Genomic DNA, 20,967 nt, shown 5'->3' with positions numbered 1-20,967 from the left:
TAAAAGACTTCTACTTACTAATTGAGGAAAAATAGGACGTCTAAACTAAGAGTGACCTTGCCTGTGCTGTTGAAGGGAGACAAGCATAGTGATCCCGTATAGTGTCAGGGCCTCTGCTAAAATCAAGCTCAACGAATGTACGTACTCGATGTTGTGAAAATCACCGCGCCCGTAATAAATGCCCATAAAGTTCGTGAGCGATGAGGGAAGAAAGGGTCTGATCATTTTCGGTAACAAGTAAACAAGATTAAGGGCACGTCCCCAAATCACACACAACAAGATTGTATCTCCGAGTATTCGGTTACTGGTAAAACGTGAGAGAAGGTATGCGCCGGAGGTTAACAACAGTGTCCACACGAGAAAGTACAACAAGAGGATACCACCCCATTGGAGCGCATAAACGATATGTACCCCTGAACTGGTTTTTTTGAGAGACTGCATAAAAGGGTTCCCCAAGTGGTATATGATCCAGTGATATTAATCCCAATAATGCCAGAGCGGTACCTAAGATTAACGTTACACCGATTTGTAAAAACGGTGGAATTGCTGTTCCGAAGAATATCGTATGAATCCTAACGGGCGAAATTTCTTCGAGAGAATCTGTTTCATTACGTTTAGATCGACTGAACGCACTAAACAATAGAAGTGCAATCATAGACAAAATCGGTAACAAAATGCGATCCGCTCCCTCATCAACCGATTGCGAATCCGCGCCCGTTGCATAAACCAATGCCACTATCGCATCCTGAACGTCGAGTGCCGGTGTTGCATTGACATGCCGTTTGACAAAAGCTTTGAGAACATTCAGACGGTCACGATTTTGAAGATTGAAATAGACCAAGACGCCTCTGTCAGCAAGATCACTTGACTTATACGCCGATAGGATTGTTGCATTGAAGGCCGCATAATTATGGTGCGCCATTTCGGACTGTAATTCTCGAATCGTGCTACGCCACTCTGGCGAGTCCTTGAAAGAATCTGCTCTCGCCCTGGCATAACTGTCCATTTCGGCGTAACCCTGCTGCATCCCTCGTTTCAGTTCGGTACTCATTACTTTTTCTACATTTTTCTGTGTCGTAATTCGTTCCGCTTTAGTCTGCGGCCATCCGGATGCTTCACTGGAGACGATTCCGGGTCGAAGAGACAGATACATGAACCCAGCTAATAGGAAAACCGTGAACGCCCAGAGGCGCCAATGCTGTTGTTTGAACTGAAACCGGAGAATAGCCTTCATGCCGTTCGTCCCCCTCTCCTAACTGAAAAAAAAGACGAAATAAATTAGACCAGATACAGTCAACCCAGGAACTTGTACTGGAGTGAATCGTAGCATGAACGAAACTTTTAACTTGCAAAATTTGCAGATGTGAAAAATATGTAAGCACTTTTATCTGAGTAAACTACATTGGTTTTGTCCGGCTGGCCAACTTGACACTGTCATACATCTCTCTGAATTCAGTCGCAACTTGATCTGCGCCGAATTCTTGAAGAAATTCAATGGCTTTAAATATTTTAGGCTCAACATCTTCCTTGCCGGAGCGGAGATCGTACAGCAGTTGTATGAAAGACCGGCGAATGGTTGTGAAGAGGAGGTGACTAGGTAATTCTTGCTGTTGTATCAGACCCATCAGCTTTCTTGCACCATTGAAATCTTCCATCGTTTTACGTTCCAACAGAAGATATTCTGTATTTAAGAGGGCATCCCATGCACGCTTGTACGCTTCAAAATCGTTTTGTCGTATCTCATTCAGGGCATTTAGCAGTAACAACGCAATAGCAATATTTTGTCGCGTCGTTAAGATTGCGGAAACGTTCGCAAATTGTCTGACGGTTTGTTCATTCCACACAGTATTGTCAGATAAATCATCGCTTAGTTTAGCTAGATCACTTCCACGCAGTAATTGTCTCCCGGTTAAATCTAAATAAAAATTAGCCGCCGTGGCAGCTTGATATAAATCATGAGTTGCACTGCTGCGTCTATATGCATGAATTGACGTGCGATAAAGGTCAAATAGACCACTGATATCTTTCTTGAAATATGCAAGCGCGACTTTTGATTCAAACCGCTGCGTTAATCCTTCTCCCTCTTTGGTAAGGCTATTGAATTCCTCAACTGTTACTCCCAAGTTGACGAGTAGTCGCTTGAGAATGTCGAAAGATAAATTGGTCTTCCCCGCCTCAAATCGAGACAACGTCGATGTAGAGATAATGTCACCTGCCACCTCGGATTGTGACAGACATCTTTCCTTACGCAACTTTCTAAAGACGAATCCGGTCATCACAAACACCTCGGAGTAAAAAAATGAAAAATACTGTAAGTTTCTCTGCATAGCTCTGCTTCTGTCCGTTCTCGAACACGGACTGGTCGTCTCTGGGACCGATTACGACGACAGCGGCCATTCATGGCATACATTGGGATAACAAATAGTTCGTTGTACCAGCCTGCAGCCAATAACGTATCATTTGCCCAGTCACTCGGCTCTAACTTGTCTTTAATTTTAACATCGATTTTTAATGAAAAACATATCTTTTTAGCACCAAGTTCGAACGACGAAAGATTCAAACCAGAATGGTTCACGAGCAACAATCAATTCTATATGGGACATTATGTCTAAACTTAATTTAGAGCGGGGTGTTTTTATGCTAGAAGTGAAGGACCTGTCGTTTGCGTACAAAGACCAGCAAATTTTCGAGCACCTCAGTTTTACTGTTGAGGATGGCGAAATCGTCGGCCTAGTCGCGCCAAATGGTACCGGCAAAACAACGTTGCTCAAGCTTTTGTGCGGCCTCCTGCCGACCGGGGCGGATACGCTGACGCTGAACGGCCTCAAGCTGTACAGCAAGCGCATCGCTTACCTGAAGCAGCTGTTTTTCCTAGAGAGTTCCAACCAGTTGTACCAGGAGCTGACCGTGCGAGATCACCTGACGTACGTCAAGGAGGTCTGGCACTCCAAGGTTGAGATTGGTCCGGTGGTGGAAAGTTTGGAGATGGGCAGTTATTACAAGAAGGTGATTAAGGATCTATCCTTGGGCATGAAGCAGCATGTCCTCTTGGCGATGTATATCATCAGCGACGCGCAAACCATGCTAATCGACGAACCGCTGAACGGACTGGATCCCACCAGCATTCAAGAATTCGAGGAGGTTTTCCTTCAGCTCAAAGCCAAGGGCAAGAGTTTGGTTATCTCCTCTCACCAAATGGACAGCGTCGGGCGCACGTGTGACCACGTCTTTTTTTTCTCAAGGACCAAACCCTGCATGATGTCACAAACACCGGTCAGGATATGATGGGCGTTTACAACCATTTCTTCCCGAAGGCAGGTGCTTGAAATGGGACCACAGTATCGCATCACGTTGAAACGAGGGCTGCACTCAGTTACCAACATTGTGATTGCGGCAGCGTTTTTTTTCTCCTTTTGATGGGCACGTCTTTCAGCCATTTCGGCCAGCAGGACACGACGCAGGCCGATCAGTACATGGCCTATGCCACAGCCGGTGAGACGGTCGCCAAAACCATCAATAAGCTAAAGAAGGTCAAGCCCGCCACAGCCACGGTGAAGGCCGAGTTGCGCCAGAAGAAGCAGGAAAAGTATTACCTTGACCAAATCACCCTTGTCGCCTCCGGTGGGCCGGCGGCCGACCTTGATGAGGTCAACAAAGCGGTGTTAGACCACGCCAAGTACAGTCTGCACGCAACGGAAAAGGACCCGCACGTGCAGCTGCAGCTGATCAAGTACGCTGGCCAGCCCACAAGCCGCAAGCTGATCGAGCGCAAGAAAGACGTCGCGTTTCATACGTACCTGTATCAGCATCACATGCGCGAGATTCCGGTAGCGTCGATCAAGCCTCCAGCCGCGAATTATGTCAGCGATGCGTTGCTGTACCATGTTTCGCCGCTGCTTATCATCGCCGTGTTCATCGTCTGGCTGGCCGAGTTCTTCACGACCGACAAGCGTGAAGGCAACCTCAGCGTGACCAACACGTTACCAATGACCAAGATGAAGGTCCTGATTGCCAAAATTGGCGTTGCTTTCACTATCGCGCTGCCGTTGTTTTGCCTCACTGCACTGATCGTGTATGTGATTATTGGGCTAAGCGCTGGTTGGGGCAGCTTCCAGTACCCCATTGTGTATTCACCGGACGGGCAGCGCGCCTCAGTCATGCTGTTGGGGCATTTTCTCATATTGTTCCTTGGCGCGCTGATTGCGGTGTTCTGTTTCTTCGTGGCGCTCAGTGCGTTAGTCGGCCTATTTGCCAGCGACATGGATGCCGTGCTAGTGGCGGACGTCTTGGTGCTGCTCACTGGCAGTGCGCCAGTCATCGGCAGCAAGATTTTGAGTGGCGCGGCAAAGTTCCTGCCGTCTGCGTATTTCGATTACTCGGGATTAATCCTGCACTCTGCCGCTTGGCCTAGCCTGGGATATGGTGGCGCCGTTGCCGTGTTAATTGTTGGCACAATTATGCTGCTTGGGCTGACGAGCCTGATTGTGCACCGGCGGCAGCTACTTTAACCGTCACGGCCAGATGAGTTAAGACTGCTGACAAACTTGAATCAGTATGATGAGTTGAAGATTGACTAACGACCATCAAAGTCAGTTGCCTCGCACAATGAGGTCAGCTGGCTTTTTGTATGTCATGGGGGAGGGCGGGTACCCCAAAGTTTTAGCAAAAGCCTCAAGCCTCAAAAAATAATCCCCAGCATTCTAACCAGTTAATAGCTAAAATAGGGGCAGCGATAGAGACACTAGATTTGTTGCTTAATTCGCCACAGAATCATCACACTTTTGGCCGACAATCGTTATTGTTAGTGAGTGCCTAAAAAGCGTCCATTCGTTTTACCGAATGTGGAAAGTCATTTCGAGTCAACCGAAACGAGCAGAAAAGAAAAGCCCCAAATCCCCGGTAAATCAGCGATTCAGGACTCAATCGAAACGTATGAAAAGGTACTTTCTGGAGACGAGGGGAATCGAACCCCTGTCCATCAGCCTTCCTACCAACAGCTCTACACTCATAGTGCGCCTACTTGGGATTTCGCATTGCGCGAGCGCCGACGCGCAGGGCTAACGGCGCAATGCTAACCTGATTATCTCTTGACCACACCTTCAGGTGGGAGGGCGACCCGTAGCACTATTGATTGAGACCCAGATCCGGCGCTAGTGCGACACCGGGAGGATCACGCTAAAGACTGTTGTTAGGCAGCCAGAGCGTAAGATGATTCATTGTTGTTTGCAGTTAAAAACTGTGTTCCGTTGATGACGGAGCCGAGCCTCCGGAGTGCACCACTGGCGAAACGACCAATGTCGAGACCATTACGTCCCCATAACTTGCAAACTACATCGTATCACGTCATTAAAACCTTTGTCAAAGAGGTGTGCAGCGTGCTACGCTGGAATTATAATGAGATAGTGAACGACTAATTATAAGAGGCTGTTAAATGAAAATCTTGATGATCGAAGACAACGAAAGTGTTGCCCAGATGATGGACATGTTTTTTAAAAAAAAGAAAAATGGGAGGTCGAGAATGCCTATGATGGCGAGTCTGGCCTGGCCATGTTTAAAGCGGCGCCGGACTCTTTCGACATCATCACGCTGGACCTCAACTTGCCGAAAATGGACGGCATGGAGGTCGCTCAGCAGATTCGTAAGCTGTCCAAAACCGTGCCACTGATCATGCTGACGGCGCGCGACTCTGAAAGTGATCAAGTGCTCGGCCTTGAGCTTGGGGCGGATGACTACGTGACTAAGCCATTTTCGCCGATCACGCTGGTGGCGCGCATTAAGGCGCTACATCGGCGGGCTGAAACTGCGGAACCAGCAGCTGTTCAGCAGGAGGACGAAGAAGATTTTGATGTGGTCACGGATCATTTCAAACTGAGCACGAAGACCCGCGAAGCGTACTTGGACGGTAAGGAAATCGAGGGGCTGACGCCGAAGGAATTCGACCTGCTGCACACCCTTGCGGCCAATCCCAAGCAGGTTTTTTTCCCGAGAACAGCTGCTTCAGCTCGTCTGGGACTGTGAATATTACGGTGATGAACGGACGGTCGATGCCCACATCAAAAAGCTGCGGCAGAAGATTGAAAAGGCTGGACCGCAAATCATCCAGACGGTCTGGGGGGTCGGTTATAAGTTTGACGACTCCGGGCTGGACCAGTGAAACTTCTTTATCAACAGATGCTGGCGTTCTTCGGCGTCCTGATTGTCGCAATGGCGATCATTTCGGTGATGTTCATCCGCTCCACCTCAAACACGGTGTGGCAGAACAGTTTTGACCAGCTGGAAGAGTACACCGACGTGTTAAAAGACCGCGCCGTGGACCCGAACACCTACCTGATCAACACCGAATTTATTGAACACTCTGAGGAAATCTTGAAGAAGCAGAATGTTCACTTCATGATTTATGATGCGACCAATACCGTCCGCTACCCCCAAACAGCGGAAGGCCAGGCCACGGCCATCGCTGGCAGATACTGGAAGCAGCTAGAAAACGGTGACGCAGTGGCGCTGCCGGAGCTGACCACGAATCCCCGCAATGGCAAGCAGCAAAGCATGACGATTTACTACAAGCCGGTGTTTTTGTCCGGTAAGTTGCTGTTTGTCATTGCGGCGTTTGCGCCAGTGGACAACATTCAAAGTTCACTGCGGCGGACTGAGTATAACCTGTTTATCGCCTTTCTTCTGTCGCTGTTGGTCGCCATTGTGCTGAGTTATGTCCTTGCGCGCTATCAGGTCAATCGCATCAACCGGCTGCGCCAGGTCACGCATCAGGTCGCTGAAGGCAATTACGACGTGGATGTCAAAATCAAGAGTCGCACGCATGATGAGGTCGCGGCGCTGGCCGACGATTTCCAAGACATGGTCGGCTCCCTACGCGACAGCCAGGCGGAGATCCATCGCCAGGAGGAGCGGCGGCGACAGTTTATGGCGGATGCGGCCCACGAGATGCGGACGCCTTTGACCACGATCAACGGGCTGCTTGAAGGCTTGGCTTATGATGCGATTCCTGAAGAAAGCAAGGGCCAGTCGATTCAACTCATGCGCAACGAGACCAACCGGCTGATCCGCTTGGTCAACGAGAACCTTGACTACGAAAAGATTCGCACCAACCAGATCCTGCTGAAAAAGCAGACGTTCAACGCGACCGAAGCCTTGGGCGAGATCAAGGTCCAGCTCAAGCAGAAGGCGGCAGACGCTAAGGACGAACTGGTGCTCAAGGCCAGTCCAGACGTTCAGGTGTACGCTGACCGCGACCGGTTCGTTCAGGTGATGGTCAACATCATTCAAAACGCGATTCAATTCACGCAAAACGGCACCATCACGGTCACGGCGAAAACCGGGTACCATCAAACTGAGCTGAGCGTTGCCGATACCGGCATTGGCATGACTGAGGACCAGGTGAAAAATATTTGGGAGCGTTACTACAAGGCGGATCCTTCCCGGAAAAACACCAAGTACGGGGAGTCCGGATTGGGGCTGGCCATTGTTCACCAGTTGGTCACGCTGCATGGCGGCACAATTGACGTGCAGTCGAAGAAAGATGAAGGGACGACCTTCACAGTTGCCTTTCCAGACGAGGAAACGGCGCCTAAGCAGGCGCCCATCACGCATACGAAATAAGGCGACACTCAGGCTGCATCACGGCGGTCTGGGTGTTTTTTTGACGACAGTTGTGGGTTTCTGTGCGCAGTTGTTCACCATTCGTGATACAATGGGGCTATTTGATAGGGAATCGAGGATTTATTGTGGAAAAATATTATATCGTCGATAGTTCGATCCTGCCGGACGTGGTGGAAAAGGTGATCGCCGCACGCACGATGATTGAAAACGGGCAAGTGCGTCAGGTTTCGGAAGCGGTCAAGCAGGTGGGCATCTCCCGAGGCACTTATTACAAGTACAAGGATTACGTCTTCTTGCCTGACGCCGGGTTGGCTCAACGCAAGGCGGTGATTTCACTGATGCTGCACCATGATCGGGGCATTCTGTCGGAAGTGTTGACGACGATGTCCAATGCCGAAGCATCGGTCATTACCATTAACCAGAACATTCCGATTCACGACTGGGCCAGCGTGGTGATTTCGTTTGACATCAGCAACCTCACTGGGACTGTTGACAGCCTGCTGTCCGCGCTGAAAAAGTCCCGCGGCGTGACAGATGTGACCCTGATTTCCGTTGAGTGATTCCTGACAGTAAGATTAAACTTGCAAGTGAATTCGATGAGGTATATTCTAATTTGCAAGAACAAACGCGAGTTGTGGGAGTGAGTCGCGTTTTTTTAATTGGCGACTGCTGTCGTTGGGGGGCTTTTCTGAATGAGCCGTGTTGTGAAGCTGTTTTGTGGCGTTTTGCTGGCGTTGATTGTGGTGCTGCCGGCGTTGTTGCTAGTGGCGCTTATTCTACTGGTATCAGTGCTTTTCGCCGGGGTCAGTGCGCCGGTGGATCTCGGCGTGGTCCTGCCGTCCCTGGTCGCGGTTTTGATTGGCGTTCCGCTGCTCTGTGCGCTGCTTTTGCTGGGATTGTGGTTTGCGCACTTTCACCGAGCAACGCTCCATGTGGTGGACAACGGCGTCAAGCGCGAATTAACCATCAAAGTCAGCCTCAGTGGGCGCCAGATCTTGAGGCAACTGTTCAATGAAACCATCATCTCTCATCAGCATGGTGAAGGCTGGTTCTTTGCTTTTGATCATGCGCTTGAAGGGTTCTTCCATGACGAGCTGCGTGACTACTTACTGCACCAGGTCAGCGAGCAGTATGGCCTGGATGTTGAGGCCGTGATGCGCTTGGCCGATGATCAGGATTACCACTTCTCACTGTAATCAAAGCGGCGCCCCTCGCAATCCGCGTAGGGACGCCGCTTTTTGCTATTCGTAGCTGTTGCCGCCGTTATGGCCGCCGACCAGGCTGGCGCGTTGGATCGCGGTGCCGCCGCGCAGTTTACTCTTGGCGTAGACAACGGCAGTGAAGCCGAATTTGGTGCGCAGGCTGTCCACTGCGCGGGCAAGGTCGGTGGTTCGCACTTGGTCTGCCACGGGTTGCAGCAGGCTCAGCTGCTCGCCCGTGTCCGGGGCCAGGCGGCCGGTGTACACGGCGATGTTGCGGATGACCTCGCCGTGCCAGTAGCGGCGAAATAGCATGATCAGCGCCTCGTTCAGCTCGTCGTTGCGGTTGGTCGGAAAAATGCGCAGCGCGTGGCTGAAGCCGCTTTTGCCTGAAGCCTCTGCGGCCGCGTAGGAAAAGCCGATCCCCAGGCTGACGCTGCCGGCTTTCTTGTGGTGATGACGCAAGCGGGCAGCCACCTGTTCGCCTATTTCCTTGATCACGAGCTCGATTTCACTTTGAATCGCGTAGTCGCGCGGGAGAACCTGAGAGTTGCCGATACTTGGGGCCTTGGTCGACACCCGCTTGGCGATGGTGGTGCGATCAATTCCCCAGGCCAGGGCAAACAGCTGCTGGCCGATAATGCCCATTTCCTGGTCGAGTAGGTAAGGGTTGGCGTGTGCCAGCTCGTAAACCGTGGTAATGCCCAGCCGTTTGAGATGCGTGGCGGTGCGATCCGCAATGCTCCACACTGAGGTCATGTCGTTGATCGACCACAGCTTCTCTGGGACCGTGGCGTAGGAAATCTCGCCGATGAGGTCTGGCTGGTGCTTGGCGTAGACGTCCAAGGCAATTTTGGCCTGGACCGGGTTCTCACCGATGCCGACGGTGGTGTAGAGGCCCAGCTGGTGATACACCGTTTTCTGGATTCGCTTGGCGACTTCCCGTGGCGTCTTGCCAAAAAGGCGCCAGGAGTGCGTGAGGTCCAGCACAGACTCATCGATCGAATACGGCCACAGGTCTGAATCGGCGACGAAGCGGCGGAAGATGTCGTTGATCTGCAGGTTGCGCTGAATGTAAAGGTTCATGCGCGGGGGGACCACCATCAGGTTGGGGTCGTCGGGCAGGTCGCGCTGGCGGCTCACGTTTGCTTGCAGTCCGTACTCTTTTTTTGGCGATCGGCGAGGTGGCAAGGATCAAGCCGCCGTTGGTATTCTCCTGCTCGGACATGACGACCAGGGCGACCTTAAGCGGGTCCCAGCCGCGGGCGACCGCCTCGACCGACGCGTAAAAGGATTTATTATCGATTAGAAAAATGACCCGGTGCGGCTCGTTTGCGTAAATAGATGGCTCAATCATCATGACTCACCTCTTGTTCATTATACGAACAAACGTTCTGCTTTGGCAAGCCATTTAATGGTCCGTCACGTGCTATACTTTTCATGTTCAGATTAAAAAAATGAGGTGAAAAAAATGTCAGTATTAACTGATCCATACACACTCCCAAACGGGGTCAAAATCCCGCAGGTGGGTTTTGGTACGTGGCAGATTCCCAACGGTGATGCCGCTTACCAGGCGGTGAGCGAGGCCCTTCGCCAGGGCTACCGACACATTGACACAGCACACGGCTACGGCAACGAGGAAAGCGTGGGCAAGGCCATCCGTGATTCCGGGATCCCGCGTGATCAGATTTTTGTGACCTCTAAGCTCCCCGCGGGGCGAAGACGGCAGAGGCGGCCCAGGCGGCCTTTGAAGAGTCCATGGCCCGGCTCGACCTTGGCTACATTGACATGTACCTGATCCATGCCCCGTGGCCATGGGAAGAGTTCGGCGCGGATTACCGAGTGCAGAATCGGACCGTATGGGAACAGATGGAGTCCTTCTACACCAGCAAAAAGGTGCGTGCCATCGGCATTTCCAACTTCAACGTTCGCGACCAAGAGGACCTGTACGCGCACGCCAAGATCAAGCCGATGGCACTGCAGCTGCAGTACTACATCGGCTTTACGGAGGACGATAACGTCAAGTGCGCGCAGGATAATGGGCTGCTTGTTGAGGCCTTTTCACCGCTGGCGACGGGTTTTCTGCTCAACAACGATGCCGTCAAGGCCGTTGCCGGCCACTACAATACTGGAGTCGCGCAGGTGGCGATCCGCTATGTCCTGCAAAAAGGCTTGCTGCCGCTGCCTAAGGCGACCAGTCCGGCGCACATCAAAGCCAATACCGAGTTGAGTTTTACCATCAACGATGAGGACATGAAGACGCTTGATCAGTTGAAGGACACGGCGCCGGGGGAAGACAATAATCGCTATTAAGTCAAAAAAATCGCGCCTAGGCGCGATTTTTTTTGGTTGATCAGGGGCAATCACCAGGTTGGGGGCGGCGGTGAAACTGTGGTCCGGATGCGCGTCAATCAATCCCTGATCGGCCGTTAGGATCACGAATCGGGAGTCGCTCCCAGCCAGCGTCTGAGCGGCCAAACTCAGAAAGGCGCGCGTTTCGGTTGGCACCATGCTCGCCGGCAGGCCGTTGGCAAGAATCACTGGGCGCTTGCTCATGACGCCGCGGAAGAATTGGAGGTAGAGACTTTCGGCTGGGGTCAGCTGACTTGCGAGCTGATCCAAGAATAAGGTGTCTTCGCGCAGGACTGCTGGCAGCAAATCCATCGCCGAGCCGCGACTGTTGATCAGCAGGTTCGCCCGCACGCTCAGGTAGGGCACAATTCCCGTGTCGGTTTGATCGACCAGCGCCAGGGCTTTGGTGCAGCCACCGTTAACGAACGCCTGCGTGTAGTCGGCGAAGGTCTGGGTGAGCGCAGTTGCCGGAACGAAAACGAAGCTGATCATTCCCGGAGCAAAAAGGGTTTTGACATGATCGCGAAAAGTTTGTGCAGTTTGCGAATGAAAAAGGGTCATTTACATGTCTCCTTAGGAATGGGTTTGATTAGGCGAGGACACCGTGTGCAGCAGCCGGTGTTTAATCACGCTCAGCTCAGCCAGTGCAGCGAGGCCTTGACCGCCGATAATGGTGCCACACCCGACCAGTGCAGTGGGGATGATCCCGAAGAGCTGGTGCGGCGGCTGCGGTTCGTTGGGTGGGGGACCGGGGAAGAAGAGGCCAGGGCCGGTAAACTCGGTGAGTTTGTGCTCGAACAAAGTGCGGAGGCTCTGATTGGCAGTGGTGTTTGACACGCTGCGGCTGAACTCAGCGGTCAGCGCATTCCGGCTCTGATTGACCAGTAAGTGATTGAGCGAGTCGCTGAGTAAAAAGGTGGCCAGACCGATCAGCAGGAATGCGGCAATGAAAACAGCCAGGCTTTCAGCAACGTACTGGGCGGCGATACTCCAAGTACTTTTACCCAAAATCAGGTAGGCCTCGGATTCAGCGCGGCGGTGGCGCACAGACCACCACCCGAAAACGAGGCAAAGCAGCAGGTTGATCGCGACCACGACCAACCACGTGAGCGTGTATCGCGTGTCCAGTGTGGCGTAGCCGGCTTTTACGGCTTGCACGACTGGGCCTGAAGCAGCGTGACCATCCGTCGTCAGCTGTTCGAGCCGGTTGATGAAGCTTGGCGCATGTCGGCGTTGGCGTGGCGAATGGTCCACAAAGCGAGACTAGCGAGGCAGAAAACAGCGGTCAGCAAAAATTCGCCCAGGTAAACCCGTTTATGATATCGAATCGCGCTGGCTACCCGCTCCATGAACCGCATGCTGATCACCACCTTACGAGTCAAAGTATAACGGGCAGTTTTGAACAAAGTGTGAAGCCAACGCGAAAAACTCGCTTTGCGGCAACCAAAAAGGCCTCGCGCTCGGCGGGACCCAATTGACGCGTTATTTGCTGGACTGAGTGGTTCTCTTCACGTCACCGTTCGCTTGGCCTGCGACCTTATCCGGATAGGTGGTCAGTGCGCTGGGGTCATTGGCGACCTCAGGCGCATCGGTGCTGAAGTCTGAAACGGTTGACTGATCATGATTTTTGCTGAATAACGAGGTGGACTTTTTCCCGGCCTCCTGCTCAACATGCATCATTTGCGCCAGGCTTTGAGAAAAGTCGGCTTGGTCCGGGTTGACCGGGGTGTACCCTTTCGGAACGTAAAAGCGCAGCAGATTTTTGTTAGCGAGCGTATCCGAGAGTGATAATTCTTGGTTGACGTGTTGCTGCTTAGCATCGATCGTCGCCTGGTCCGCGGCGCTCAATTTGACGATTTGGCCCGTTTTATTATCGTAGACGACGCCGCTGAGAACGGTATAACGCGGCGTGACAAAGTCGTGATTCCGGAAGGCAATCGTGGTGTCGTGCTGCGGTGAGAGCAAATCGGTGCCAAACTGGACGAAGTTGTTGCTCTTGACGCCAAGCAGGTGAAGCAGGGTCGGCAGAACGTCGATTTCTCCGCCGTATGTGTGATTAACGCCGCCCTTAAGTCCCGGCATGTGGAAAATCAGAGGGACGCGCTGGAGCTGGGCGTTATCAAACGCATTCCAATCATCGGGAGTCGCGTCATTCGTGAGTTTGGCAGCGGTGGGATTGCTGTCAGGGGTCAGGAGCGAGGCAAGGTCCTTATTACGGTCGTCTGACAGGCCAAAGTGGTCGCCATACAGCATCACGATGGAGTTCTTTTCCAGGCCGGAGGTTTTCAGGTAGGCGAAGAATTCTGACAAGGCTTGGTCCAAGTAATGCGCGGTGCGGAAGTACCCTTTGATGTATGCGTCGTCGGTATTGGCCTCAGGGAAGTCGGAATCCTCATCGGTGATGAAGAACGGGTAGTGGTTAGTGGTCGTGATGACCTTCGCGTAAAACGGCTGCTGCAAATGCTCCATGTACTTGATTGATTCGCCAAACATCAGCTTATCTTTGATGCCGTAAGCGGTTCGCGTATCGGCGTCATGGTTGTAGAAATTGCCGTCGAAGAAGTAGTTATAACCCAGACTCTTGTAAACGTTGTTGCGGTTCCAGAAGGTACCGAGGCCCCCATGGAATACGGCACTGGTGTAGCCGGCGTACTGCTGAAGCAGGCTCGGCGCCCCCTGGAAGGTGTTATCCGTGCCCAGCGCGGTAAACAGCGACCCAGAGGACAGGCCAAACGTACTGGTTTCCAGCATGTTTTCAGCGTCCGAGGTCTTGCCGTTGCCGACTTGATGGTAGAAGTTATCGAAGCTGAGCGTGTCCTTCTGCTTGATCAACGAATTGAGAAACGGGGTCACTTCTTGGCCGTCGACTTTTTGGCCGATGAGGAACTGTTGGAACGATTCCATGTGGATGATAATGACGTTTTTACCCTTGGCGGTGCCATAGTAACTGACATTCGGGGCGGCGTAATGGCTCCTCGTGTACTGCAGGATCTTGTCCATATCGGCGCTGTCGGCGCTGGCTCGCACCTGACTGTTGCGGGCGGTTTGAAACCCATCATAGGCGGTGAACGGAACAAGCCCGAGGTACTTGACGGTGTAATTATGGTCGAAGTTGCGCGTCAACAGCTGCGGCCGGTTGAGCTCGCTGATGGCCATGGTGACGCCGAAACAGGCGACAGCGACCAGCGACACCGCCTGGGGGAGATGATAGGTCACAGGCTTGGTGTCCACCTTGAGCCCAAAGTGCGGCCAAACCAAGGATTCGTGGTGAATGTAACGCCAGACATTACGGATCCCATAGCCAAGGTAGGCCAGCAGGACCAGCACGACATCGAACCAGTACACCAAATCGCGCGGGATCATCATGTTGATCGTGCTGGTGCCGAGCCCCTGGGTCACCTTAGAAACGCCCAGCATCGTTTGAACCGACATGAAATCAGTGAACTCGCGGTAGTACAACACGTTGACAAACACCAAAACAGTCATTAAGAGATAGATCACAATTGCAGTGATGTAAGCGGGCCGCGCTTTTTTTTACGTAAAGGGCCAGGCTAAGAAATAAGGCACTCAGGCCCAGCGGATTGATCAGTTGGATGATCTGCTGGAGAAGCCCAGAGGTCCCGAGGGTGAAGTCGACGTAGTACGCAAATTCGGTCTTCGCCCAAAGCAGAATCAGCAGGATGATCAAAAACCCCAAACGAGTCGTTCTAAGCCGGTTGATCAGGTCTTTCACGGCGCGCTCCTTACAGAATAGTCGTTGTCATTGTACCTGTCTGAGCCAAGGGGGGCAAACCTTCGCCGACCGCAGCGCGCTTTTGTAAGAATGATTTAAACCCTGGAGGCGGGTTCGAGGACCTAGTAGGTCATTGCTACAATTAATGGTAAGAAACAACTAACGGAGGCTGCCATGCTATTTTTGGGCCCATTATATCAATATGCCCAAGCACATCTGGCGGGGTACGTCAATCATTGGCCGCTGGTCAAGCTGGCAATCTACAGTTTGGACAAGACCCTCTTTTATCTGCTGATCGCGCTTGTCTTGCGGTGGGCTTATCTGCGACTGCGCCATCAGCGGCCGCGGCTGCGCGGGGAGCTGCGGTGGGGCTTTTTTTACCGCATATCTCATCCTTTTGCTGATGCTGACCGTTTTTCGCAACCACTACTTTCCCTGGCAGTGGCCGGTTTACCTGCAGCGGCCGCTCAGTGACATCAATTTTGTGCCGCTGGTGAATACGATCAAGCTGCGGTTTGGCAGTCCCGTGGATTTGTGGTACCAATCCTTAGGCAATGTGGTCTGGTTTTTACCTTTTGGCTTTGGGCTGCCCGCTCTCAGCAAGCGGCACTTAGGCGCGTTCGGGGTCGGATGGCGCGCCGCGCTGCTTTCGCTGCTCATTGAAGGGCTGCAGTTCGTGCTGTACACGGGCGTGGCTGACATTGACGACGTGATCTTTAACACGATTGGCGGTTTAGTGGGCTACTTCATTTATCGCGTACTTTTTGGCAGGTCCAAGCGGCGTTAGGCAGCGAGGACCTGTTTTTTTATGTTATTTTCTGAAAACGGTCCTGCCGCGCCACGTTGGGTGAAAACCCGGGGCCGGCGACGGCTTTTTTTGAAAAAAGTTTGGTTTCGTGGTATACTGTCTGGGGGTTCTGATAAAAGTCAATTATTGCAAAGCGGCGAGCGGTTTCCGGCAAAAAGTGCAAGCGGCTTCAGAAACCGCTTGCTGACGGGGTTGAGAGGGTCACCAGGGTTGTGCTGAAAACGAAATCACGATAGACTGATAACTTGTGTCTTTAACTATTTGTCCAATATTTAATTCACTCATAAGGAGACGACTCATGGGAATTCTAATCGCGCTGATCCCCGCCATTGCTTGGGGATCAATTGGTCTGGTCAGTGGCAAACTTGGCGGTAACGCCTATCAGCAAACGCTGGGGATGACGTTCGGTGCTTTGGTATTCGGGATTGGGACTTTCTTGGTCGCACAGCCGACGCTTGACGCCAAGGTCTGGTTGTTTGGCATTTTGTCCGGGCTGTTCTGGAGCCTTGGTCAAAGTCAGCAGTTCCAGGCCATGAAATACATCGGCGTGTCGCTGACGGTGCCGATGTCCACCGGCATGCAGCTGGTGGCCAACACCCTGGCCGGCGCCCTGCTGTTTGCCGAGTGGCAGACGACGAAGATGGTCGTGCTCGGGCTTTTGGCACTGTTCGCGCTGATTGCCGGGGCGGTGTTGACCTCACGCACGGAAAAAAACCGGCGAGGCTGGGATCATCAACTATGGTGCCGGTATTCGCACTCTGATCATTTCCACACTCGGTTATGCCGGGTACACGATTGTCGTGAAGGCGGCGGCGTTAGGCGCGACCGCGGTCGTCTTGCCTCAGGCAGTCGGCATGGTGATTGGCGCGCTGTTATTTTCCATTGGGCATCACGCGTTCGCCAAGGCCACCGCAAAAAAATGTCGTCACCGGGCTGCTTTGGGGAATCGGGAATGTTTTCATGCTGATGGCGATGGCCCAAGTCGGGCTGGCAGTGGCGTACTCTCTGTCGCAAATGGGGATCGTGATTTCCACGTTTGGGTCGATTTTCCTGCTGGGGGAGAAGAAGACCCACAGAGAAATGATCTGGATCACTTGGGGGTCGCTGCTGATTATTGCCGGCGGTGTGATTTTAGGTATCATGCAGTGACCATGCGGTTCTGCGCAGGCTTGTTACCTGCGTAGGACTTTTTACTTTTGTTAGCCGCTTTCTTGCTTTTTACCTGAGCGATGCTTAGAGTTGAAGATGTCAAAGACAAATAGGAGGAACACATCAAAATGGCTCACATTTCATTTGATTCATCGAAGCTTTCGAAGTTTGTTCACGAGAACGAACTTGGCGAAATGCAGGCAATGGTTACCGCCGCAGACAAAGAGCTGCGCGAAGGCACTGGCGCTGGTAATGACTTCCGCGGGTTCTTGGACCTGCCAGTCAACTATGACAAGGACGAATTTGCCCGCATCAAGGCCGCCGCAAAGAAGATTCAAGGTGACTCTGAAGTCTTCGTTGCGATCGGCATTGGCGGTTCGTACCTGGGCGCGCGGATGGCCGTTGATTTTCTCTCCCACACTTTCCGCAACTACGAACCAGGCCGCAAGCTGCCAGAAGTCTACTTCGCCGGCAACTCCATTTCCGGTTCGTACCTGTCCGATCTGATCGACATGATCGGCGACCGTGACTTCTCGCTGAACGTCATCAGCAAGTCCGGGACCACCACTGAGCCTTCCATCGCGTTCCGCGTGCTGAAGGCTAAGCTGATCGCAAAGTATGGCAAGGACGGGGCCAAGGGCCGCATTTACGCCACCACTGATCGCGCTAAGGGTGCCCTGAAGTCTGAGTCCGATGCTGAAGGCTACGAGGAATTCGTTGTGCCGGATGACCTGGGCGGCCGTTACTCTGTGCTTTCTGCCGTTGGTCTGCTGCCAATCGCCGTTGCCGGCGGTGACATCGACGCCTTGATGAAGGGTGCCGCTGATGGCCGTGAAGCCTATTCCGACGCTGATTTGAGCAAGAACGAGGCTTACCAGTACGCTGCTTTGCGGAACATTTTGTACCGCAAGGGTTACACCACTGAACTGCTTGAAAACTACGAGCCAACGCTGCAGTACTTCAGCGAATGGTGGAAGCAGCTCATGGGCGAATCCGAAGGCAAGGACCAGAAGGGAATTTACCCATCAAGCGCTAACTTCACGACGGACCTGCACTCACTGGGTCAGTACATCCAGGAAGGCCGCCGCAACCTCATGGAAACCGTTGTTTGGGTCGACAAGCCGAACCACGACATTGAGATTCCGGCCGAGCAGGTTCTGGACGGGTTGGAGTACCTTGAAGGCAAGAAGATGTCCTTCGTTAACCGCAAGGCTTACGAAGGCGTGGTTCTGGCCCACACGGATGGCGGCGTGCCAGTGATGACCGTCAACATCCCACAGCAGGATGCGTACACGCTTGGCTACTTGATCTACTTCTTTGAAGCAGCGGTTGCCATTTCCGGCTACCTGAACGGGATCAACCCATTCAACCAGCCAGGGGTCGAAGCATACAAGAAGAACATGTTTGCCCTGCTTGGCCGTCCCGGCTTCGAGGACATGACCAAGGAACTGAACGCTCGCCTGTAATTTCTAAGGGCGTAGGGGTTCGGTAAACAGCAAAAGGCTCTCAAGCCTAGTGGCAGCGAGCGTGACTCATTTTGGGTGAGTCACGCGACTGACAGGGTTTGGGGGCCTTTTGGTTAGGTTTGGGGCCACCACTTGAACCCACAAAAGGAAGGTCTTTCAGATGAAGCCAGCCAATCGGACTAAGCAGAAGCTCAGCAAGCCGGCCCACCAGACTGCCACTGCTGATCAGGCAGTGGGTGCGGCAGCCCTTGTCGCACTCACGGGCTTGTACTGGTGGCTCATTCGAACCAGCCGCAAGTGACGGCAAATCAAAAGCGCCAAACTGCTAATTTTCAGCAGTTTGCGCTTTTGTCAGCTTAGCGCAGGGCTTTGCGATAGCCTGCCGCCTGTGCCTGTTGTTCAGTGTCAAAGTACACCGCGTTGCTCGAATTCATGCGGTAGCCGGATTGGCCAGGCACGTGGTAGATGTGGGAGTTGCGATTGCCCACGATTTTGCCAGCGCTGGCGGTGTTCATGTCGCCGCGCTGAGTCGTAGTGTGCGCGGCGCCGCTTGCTGGTGCCGCACTCGCATTGGTCGTGCTGCCGCTAGCAGGTTGGGTCGTTCCAGCCGGGGCGCTTTCGCTTGCGCTCACCACGCTGGTGCCATCGGCGTAGTTGATGGTGACGCCGTCTTCAACGTTGAAGATATAAACGTTGAAGCTCAGCCCGCTGGCACCGACGTCTTCTGCCATCATGTGGACGCCAGAGGCGAGGAGGTTATTCCCCTTGTAGACGGGCCGCACTGAGTACCGCACGTACGCACTGGATTAGTTTTCATGAAGTAGGCGATGTCATCTTCAAACCGCAGCATCTCCGGTGAGTTGAGCGAGCGCGTACCAGTCATCAAGTTCTTGGGATTGTTGTTTTGGCCGGTGAGCTGATAGCCGATGAGGTGGCTGCGATTGTACAAGTAGCCGCTCTTGAGCTTCTTGTTGTGCCAGCCGGTGGGGTCCCAGGTGAGCGGCTCGCGCTCGGCCGTTGGCATCATCGCTTTGTTCATCAACGCTTCTGCGTCGGTGGCGCGGTTAAGGCCGTCCAAGTCGGCGAAGCGCTGCCAGGTGCCGTGCTGGGTGCTGAGGTCCGCTGCCGTAAAGGTGGGCTTGCCCCCATTGACGTCGATGGTTTGAGTGCCGTGGTAACTCAGGTTGGCCAGGTTTTGCTCGGCAGTTGTCTTGGCTTTGGCCGCGGCTGCTTTGGCGAGGGCCGCCTTTTTGGCGGCCGCTTCTTTGGCGGCTTTTTCCTTGGCCTTGGCTGCGGCGCGTTTCTTCTGCGCCGCTTCCTTGCGGGCTTTTTCCTTGGCAGCCTTTTGGCTTGCATCGGGTTTAGTCTTCTGCTTTTGACTGGTCGTGACGGAACTGCTTGAATCGCTGCCGCACGCGGTCAGAGTGGTGGTACCGAGGCTCAGGACAACCGTCAAGGCGGCGGCAGTTTTCAGCAGTCGCTGCCAACAGCGATGAGATGATTCATTTTTCCCCAAAAGTATTCCCTCCAATGACTTTCTTACTCTATTATGCCCTTCCGCTGTCGCGCAGGTCGAGCGGTTTACCAGATTCGCTGAATTAATTAAAATTGCGGTCTTGCTTTGACCGGTGCAGGGGGCCTGTGCTAGCGTTAGTGTATTAATAATGAAAAGGTGATTGCATGCTCAATGTTGGCGTGATCGGACTCGGGAATATCGCTCAGAAAGCCTATTTTCCGACGTATGCAACAATGCAGGACAAGGTTCAGTGGTATTTGGCCACCCGCGATTTAGGCAAGTTGACTAAGCTGGCCAACCAGTACCGGCTGACCGCTGCCGGCACGGATCTGCAGGCGCTGGACAGTCTGAAACTGGATGCGGTGATGATTCATGCGGCGACGCCGGCGCATTACGCACTGGCGAAGCATTTTCTTGAACGTGATGTGAATGTGTACGTCGACAAGCCCCTGGCCACGACCAAGGAGGCCGTGCAGGAGCTGTACATGATCGCCGCTGCGCACCGCAAGATGTTGACGGTGGGTTTCAATCGCCGGTATGCGCCGCTGATCACCGAACTTTCGGCGCTGCCTAACAAGAATGTGATTCAGGTCGTCAAAAATCGGGTCGCAAGCCCCCAGCCGGCCGCCGATGCCATTTTCGATCTGCTGATCCACCCGTTGGATACCGCGCTGATGCTGGCCGGCTTTCCTTCGGCGCCCAAGGCCCGTTACAGCATGCATGCGGATAAAAATGGCAACCTCGAGCAGGCGACGGTCAGCTTTGCGGCCCAGGGCATGCGCGTCGAGGCCGGCATTAACATGGTGGCCGGTGCCAACTTGGAAGAGGCCACGGTCAGTACCACTGACGGGGTGTACCGCGTTCAGGACCTGAGCCGCCTGCAGGCATACACGAAGACTGGGGAAGCGACCAGACAGGCGCCAGACTGGCAGCCAACGCTCGAAACCCGCGGCTTTGCCCCGCTGGTCCGCGCGTTTCTTGATGCGCTTCAAAACCAGACGGACAACCCCATCGCGCCAGAGAGTAGCCGGATCACCCACCAGTTGCTTGCGGACATGGTCGCTCAGCTCCATTAAAAACGCCGCGGGCGGTTTAGTTGCTTGGCAGTAAACGGGCGGCCTGAGATCGGT

At 53.3% G+C, this 20,967-nt stretch carries 13 protein-coding genes, 1 other RNA gene and 7 pseudogenes; 12 read left to right on the top strand and 9 right to left on the bottom strand.

The annotated features are described in order from the left end of the window. Nucleotides 1-301 precede the first annotated feature (301 nt). Complete coding sequence (locus tag JCM13995_RS08415) at nucleotides 302-1,234, bottom strand: hypothetical protein (protein ID WP_054664564.1); 933 nt, start codon at nucleotides 1,232-1,234, stop codon at nucleotides 302-304. 163 nt (nucleotides 1,235-1,397) lie between these two features. Then, complete coding sequence (locus JCM13995_RS08410) at nucleotides 1,398-2,276, bottom strand: helix-turn-helix domain-containing protein (protein ID WP_162230931.1); 879 nt, start codon at nucleotides 2,274-2,276, stop codon at nucleotides 1,398-1,400. 361 nt (nucleotides 2,277-2,637) lie between these two features. On the opposite strand from JCM13995_RS08410, the gene JCM13995_RS08405 reads away from it, so the two are divergent. Both JCM13995_RS08405 and JCM13995_RS08400 read left to right on the top strand, forming a co-directional pair. Next, nucleotides 2,638-3,285: an ATP-binding cassette domain-containing protein gene (locus JCM13995_RS08405; protein ID WP_225350805.1), complete on the top strand. Its 648-nt coding sequence runs from the start codon at nucleotides 2,638-2,640 to the stop codon at nucleotides 3,283-3,285. 188 nt (nucleotides 3,286-3,473) lie between these two features. Next, nucleotides 3,474-4,508, top strand: coding sequence for an ABC transporter permease (locus tag JCM13995_RS08400; RefSeq protein ID WP_162230930.1), 1,035 nt, complete (start codon nucleotides 3,474-3,476; stop codon nucleotides 4,506-4,508). Nucleotides 4,509-4,945: 437 nt separating this feature from the next. Here JCM13995_RS08400 and ssrA read toward each other — a convergent pair. Then, nucleotides 4,946-5,316, bottom strand: a transfer-messenger RNA (tmRNA) gene (gene ssrA, locus JCM13995_RS13875). 115 nt (nucleotides 5,317-5,431) lie between these two features. On the opposite strand from ssrA, the pseudogene JCM13995_RS08395 reads away from it, so the two are divergent. The 4 genes and pseudogenes from JCM13995_RS08395 (at nucleotide 5,432) to JCM13995_RS08380 (ending at nucleotide 8,810) form a co-directional block, all read left to right on the top strand. Beyond that, nucleotides 5,432-6,154: pseudogene (locus JCM13995_RS08395) on the top strand (response regulator transcription factor). Beyond that, nucleotides 6,151-7,614: a sensor histidine kinase gene (locus JCM13995_RS08390; protein WP_054664557.1), complete on the top strand. Its 1,464-nt coding sequence runs from the start codon at nucleotides 6,151-6,153 to the stop codon at nucleotides 7,612-7,614. The pseudogene JCM13995_RS08395 and the gene JCM13995_RS08390 overlap by 4 nt, the downstream one beginning before the upstream one ends. Before the next feature lie 125 nt (nucleotides 7,615-7,739). Further along, nucleotides 7,740-8,174, top strand: coding sequence for an ACT domain-containing protein (locus tag JCM13995_RS08385; protein WP_054664554.1), 435 nt, complete (start codon nucleotides 7,740-7,742; stop codon nucleotides 8,172-8,174). 132 nt (nucleotides 8,175-8,306) lie between these two features. Further along, nucleotides 8,307-8,810: a hypothetical protein gene (locus JCM13995_RS08380; RefSeq protein WP_054664551.1), complete on the top strand. Its 504-nt coding sequence runs from the start codon at nucleotides 8,307-8,309 to the stop codon at nucleotides 8,808-8,810. Nucleotides 8,811-8,855: 45 nt separating this feature from the next. Here the strand turns inward: JCM13995_RS08380 and JCM13995_RS08375 are convergent. After that, nucleotides 8,856-10,170: pseudogene (locus JCM13995_RS08375) on the bottom strand (Y-family DNA polymerase). Nucleotides 10,171-10,284: 114 nt separating this feature from the next. Here JCM13995_RS08375 and JCM13995_RS08370 point away from each other — a divergent pair. Beyond that, nucleotides 10,285-11,126 (top strand): annotated as a pseudogene (locus JCM13995_RS08370) (aldo/keto reductase family protein). A 612-nt stretch (nucleotides 11,127-11,738) separates the two neighbouring features. On the opposite strand, the gene JCM13995_RS08365 reads toward JCM13995_RS08370, so the two are convergent. From JCM13995_RS08365 to JCM13995_RS08360, 3 genes and pseudogenes are all read right to left on the bottom strand, one after another. After that, nucleotides 11,739-12,323 (bottom strand): hypothetical protein, encoded by a 585-nt coding sequence (locus JCM13995_RS08365; RefSeq protein ID WP_162230929.1) that lies wholly within the window; start codon nucleotides 12,321-12,323, stop codon nucleotides 11,739-11,741. Between the two features lie 32 nt (nucleotides 12,324-12,355). Next, on the bottom strand, nucleotides 12,356-12,523 hold the full coding sequence (locus JCM13995_RS14935; RefSeq protein WP_162230928.1) for a hypothetical protein: 168 nt from the start codon (nucleotides 12,521-12,523) through the stop codon (nucleotides 12,356-12,358). Nucleotides 12,524-12,647: 124 nt separating this feature from the next. Beyond that, nucleotides 12,648-14,889 (bottom strand): annotated as a pseudogene (locus JCM13995_RS08360) (LTA synthase family protein). A 183-nt stretch (nucleotides 14,890-15,072) separates the two neighbouring features. On the opposite strand from JCM13995_RS08360, the pseudogene JCM13995_RS17740 reads away from it, so the two are divergent. From JCM13995_RS17740 to JCM13995_RS14475, 4 genes and pseudogenes are all read left to right on the top strand, one after another. Next, nucleotides 15,073-15,685, top strand: a pseudogene (locus JCM13995_RS17740) (VanZ family protein). Between the two features lie 319 nt (nucleotides 15,686-16,004). Continuing rightward, nucleotides 16,005-16,855, top strand: a pseudogene (locus JCM13995_RS08350) (GRP family sugar transporter). Between the two features lie 128 nt (nucleotides 16,856-16,983). Continuing rightward, a complete protein-coding gene (locus JCM13995_RS08345) occupies nucleotides 16,984-18,321 on the top strand; it encodes a glucose-6-phosphate isomerase (protein WP_054664542.1) in 1,338 nt (445 codons plus the stop codon). Nucleotides 18,322-18,481: 160 nt separating this feature from the next. Beyond that, nucleotides 18,482-18,622, top strand: coding sequence for a hypothetical protein (locus tag JCM13995_RS14475; RefSeq protein ID WP_156314388.1), 141 nt, complete (start codon nucleotides 18,482-18,484; stop codon nucleotides 18,620-18,622). Between the two features lie 55 nt (nucleotides 18,623-18,677). Here JCM13995_RS14475 and JCM13995_RS18175 read toward each other — a convergent pair whose 3' ends face one another. Both JCM13995_RS18175 and JCM13995_RS13870 read right to left on the bottom strand, forming a co-directional pair. Then, nucleotides 18,678-18,836 carry a sunset domain-containing protein gene (locus JCM13995_RS18175; protein WP_225350806.1) on the bottom strand — a complete coding sequence of 53 codons (159 nt, stop codon included), beginning with the start codon at nucleotides 18,834-18,836 and terminating at the stop codon, nucleotides 18,678-18,680. A gap of 111 nt (nucleotides 18,837-18,947) precedes the next feature. After that, nucleotides 18,948-19,795: pseudogene (locus tag JCM13995_RS13870) on the bottom strand (DNA/RNA non-specific endonuclease); the annotation flags it as partial. Between the two features lie 206 nt (nucleotides 19,796-20,001). Between JCM13995_RS13870 and JCM13995_RS08335 the strand changes: the two are divergent. After that, on the top strand, nucleotides 20,002-20,913 hold the full coding sequence (locus JCM13995_RS08335) for a Gfo/Idh/MocA family protein (RefSeq protein ID WP_054664539.1): 912 nt from the start codon (nucleotides 20,002-20,004) through the stop codon (nucleotides 20,911-20,913). Nucleotides 20,914-20,967 lie beyond the last annotated feature (54 nt).

Origin of the sequence: Lacticaseibacillus camelliae DSM 22697 = JCM 13995 (assembly GCF_001311195.1) — a bacterium.
Classification (GTDB): domain Bacteria; phylum Bacillota; class Bacilli; order Lactobacillales; family Lactobacillaceae; genus Lacticaseibacillus; species Lacticaseibacillus camelliae.
Note: the sequence above shows the minus strand (reverse complement) of the source record. Positions and strands in the feature narration are given on the sequence as shown.

What these genes read in the sequence shown, in the direction of transcription:
- JCM13995_RS08415 (WP_054664564.1), bottom strand. Translation starts at nt 1,234, where the DNA reads ATGAAGGCTATTCTCCGGTTTCAGTTCAAACAACAGCATTGGCGCCTC.
- JCM13995_RS08410 (WP_162230931.1), bottom strand. Translation starts at nt 2,276, where the DNA reads ATGACCGGATTCGTCTTTAGAAAGTTGCGTAAGGAAAGATGTCTGTCA.
- JCM13995_RS08405 (WP_225350805.1), top strand. Translation starts at nt 2,638, where the DNA reads ATGCTAGAAGTGAAGGACCTGTCGTTTGCGTACAAAGACCAGCAAATT.
- JCM13995_RS08400 (WP_162230930.1), top strand. Translation starts at nt 3,474, where the DNA reads ATGGCCTATGCCACAGCCGGTGAGACGGTCGCCAAAACCATCAATAAG.
- JCM13995_RS08380 (WP_054664551.1), top strand. Translation starts at nt 8,307, where the DNA reads ATGAGCCGTGTTGTGAAGCTGTTTTGTGGCGTTTTGCTGGCGTTGATT.
- JCM13995_RS14935 (WP_162230928.1), bottom strand. Translation starts at nt 12,523, where the DNA reads ATGCGGTTCATGGAGCGGGTAGCCAGCGCGATTCGATATCATAAACGG.
- JCM13995_RS08345 (WP_054664542.1), top strand. Translation starts at nt 16,984, where the DNA reads ATGGCTCACATTTCATTTGATTCATCGAAGCTTTCGAAGTTTGTTCAC.
- JCM13995_RS14475 (WP_156314388.1), top strand. Translation starts at nt 18,482, where the DNA reads ATGAAGCCAGCCAATCGGACTAAGCAGAAGCTCAGCAAGCCGGCCCAC.
- JCM13995_RS18175 (WP_225350806.1), bottom strand. Translation starts at nt 18,836, where the DNA reads ATGAACACCGCCAGCGCTGGCAAAATCGTGGGCAATCGCAACTCCCAC.
- JCM13995_RS08335 (WP_054664539.1), top strand. Translation starts at nt 20,002, where the DNA reads ATGCTCAATGTTGGCGTGATCGGACTCGGGAATATCGCTCAGAAAGCC.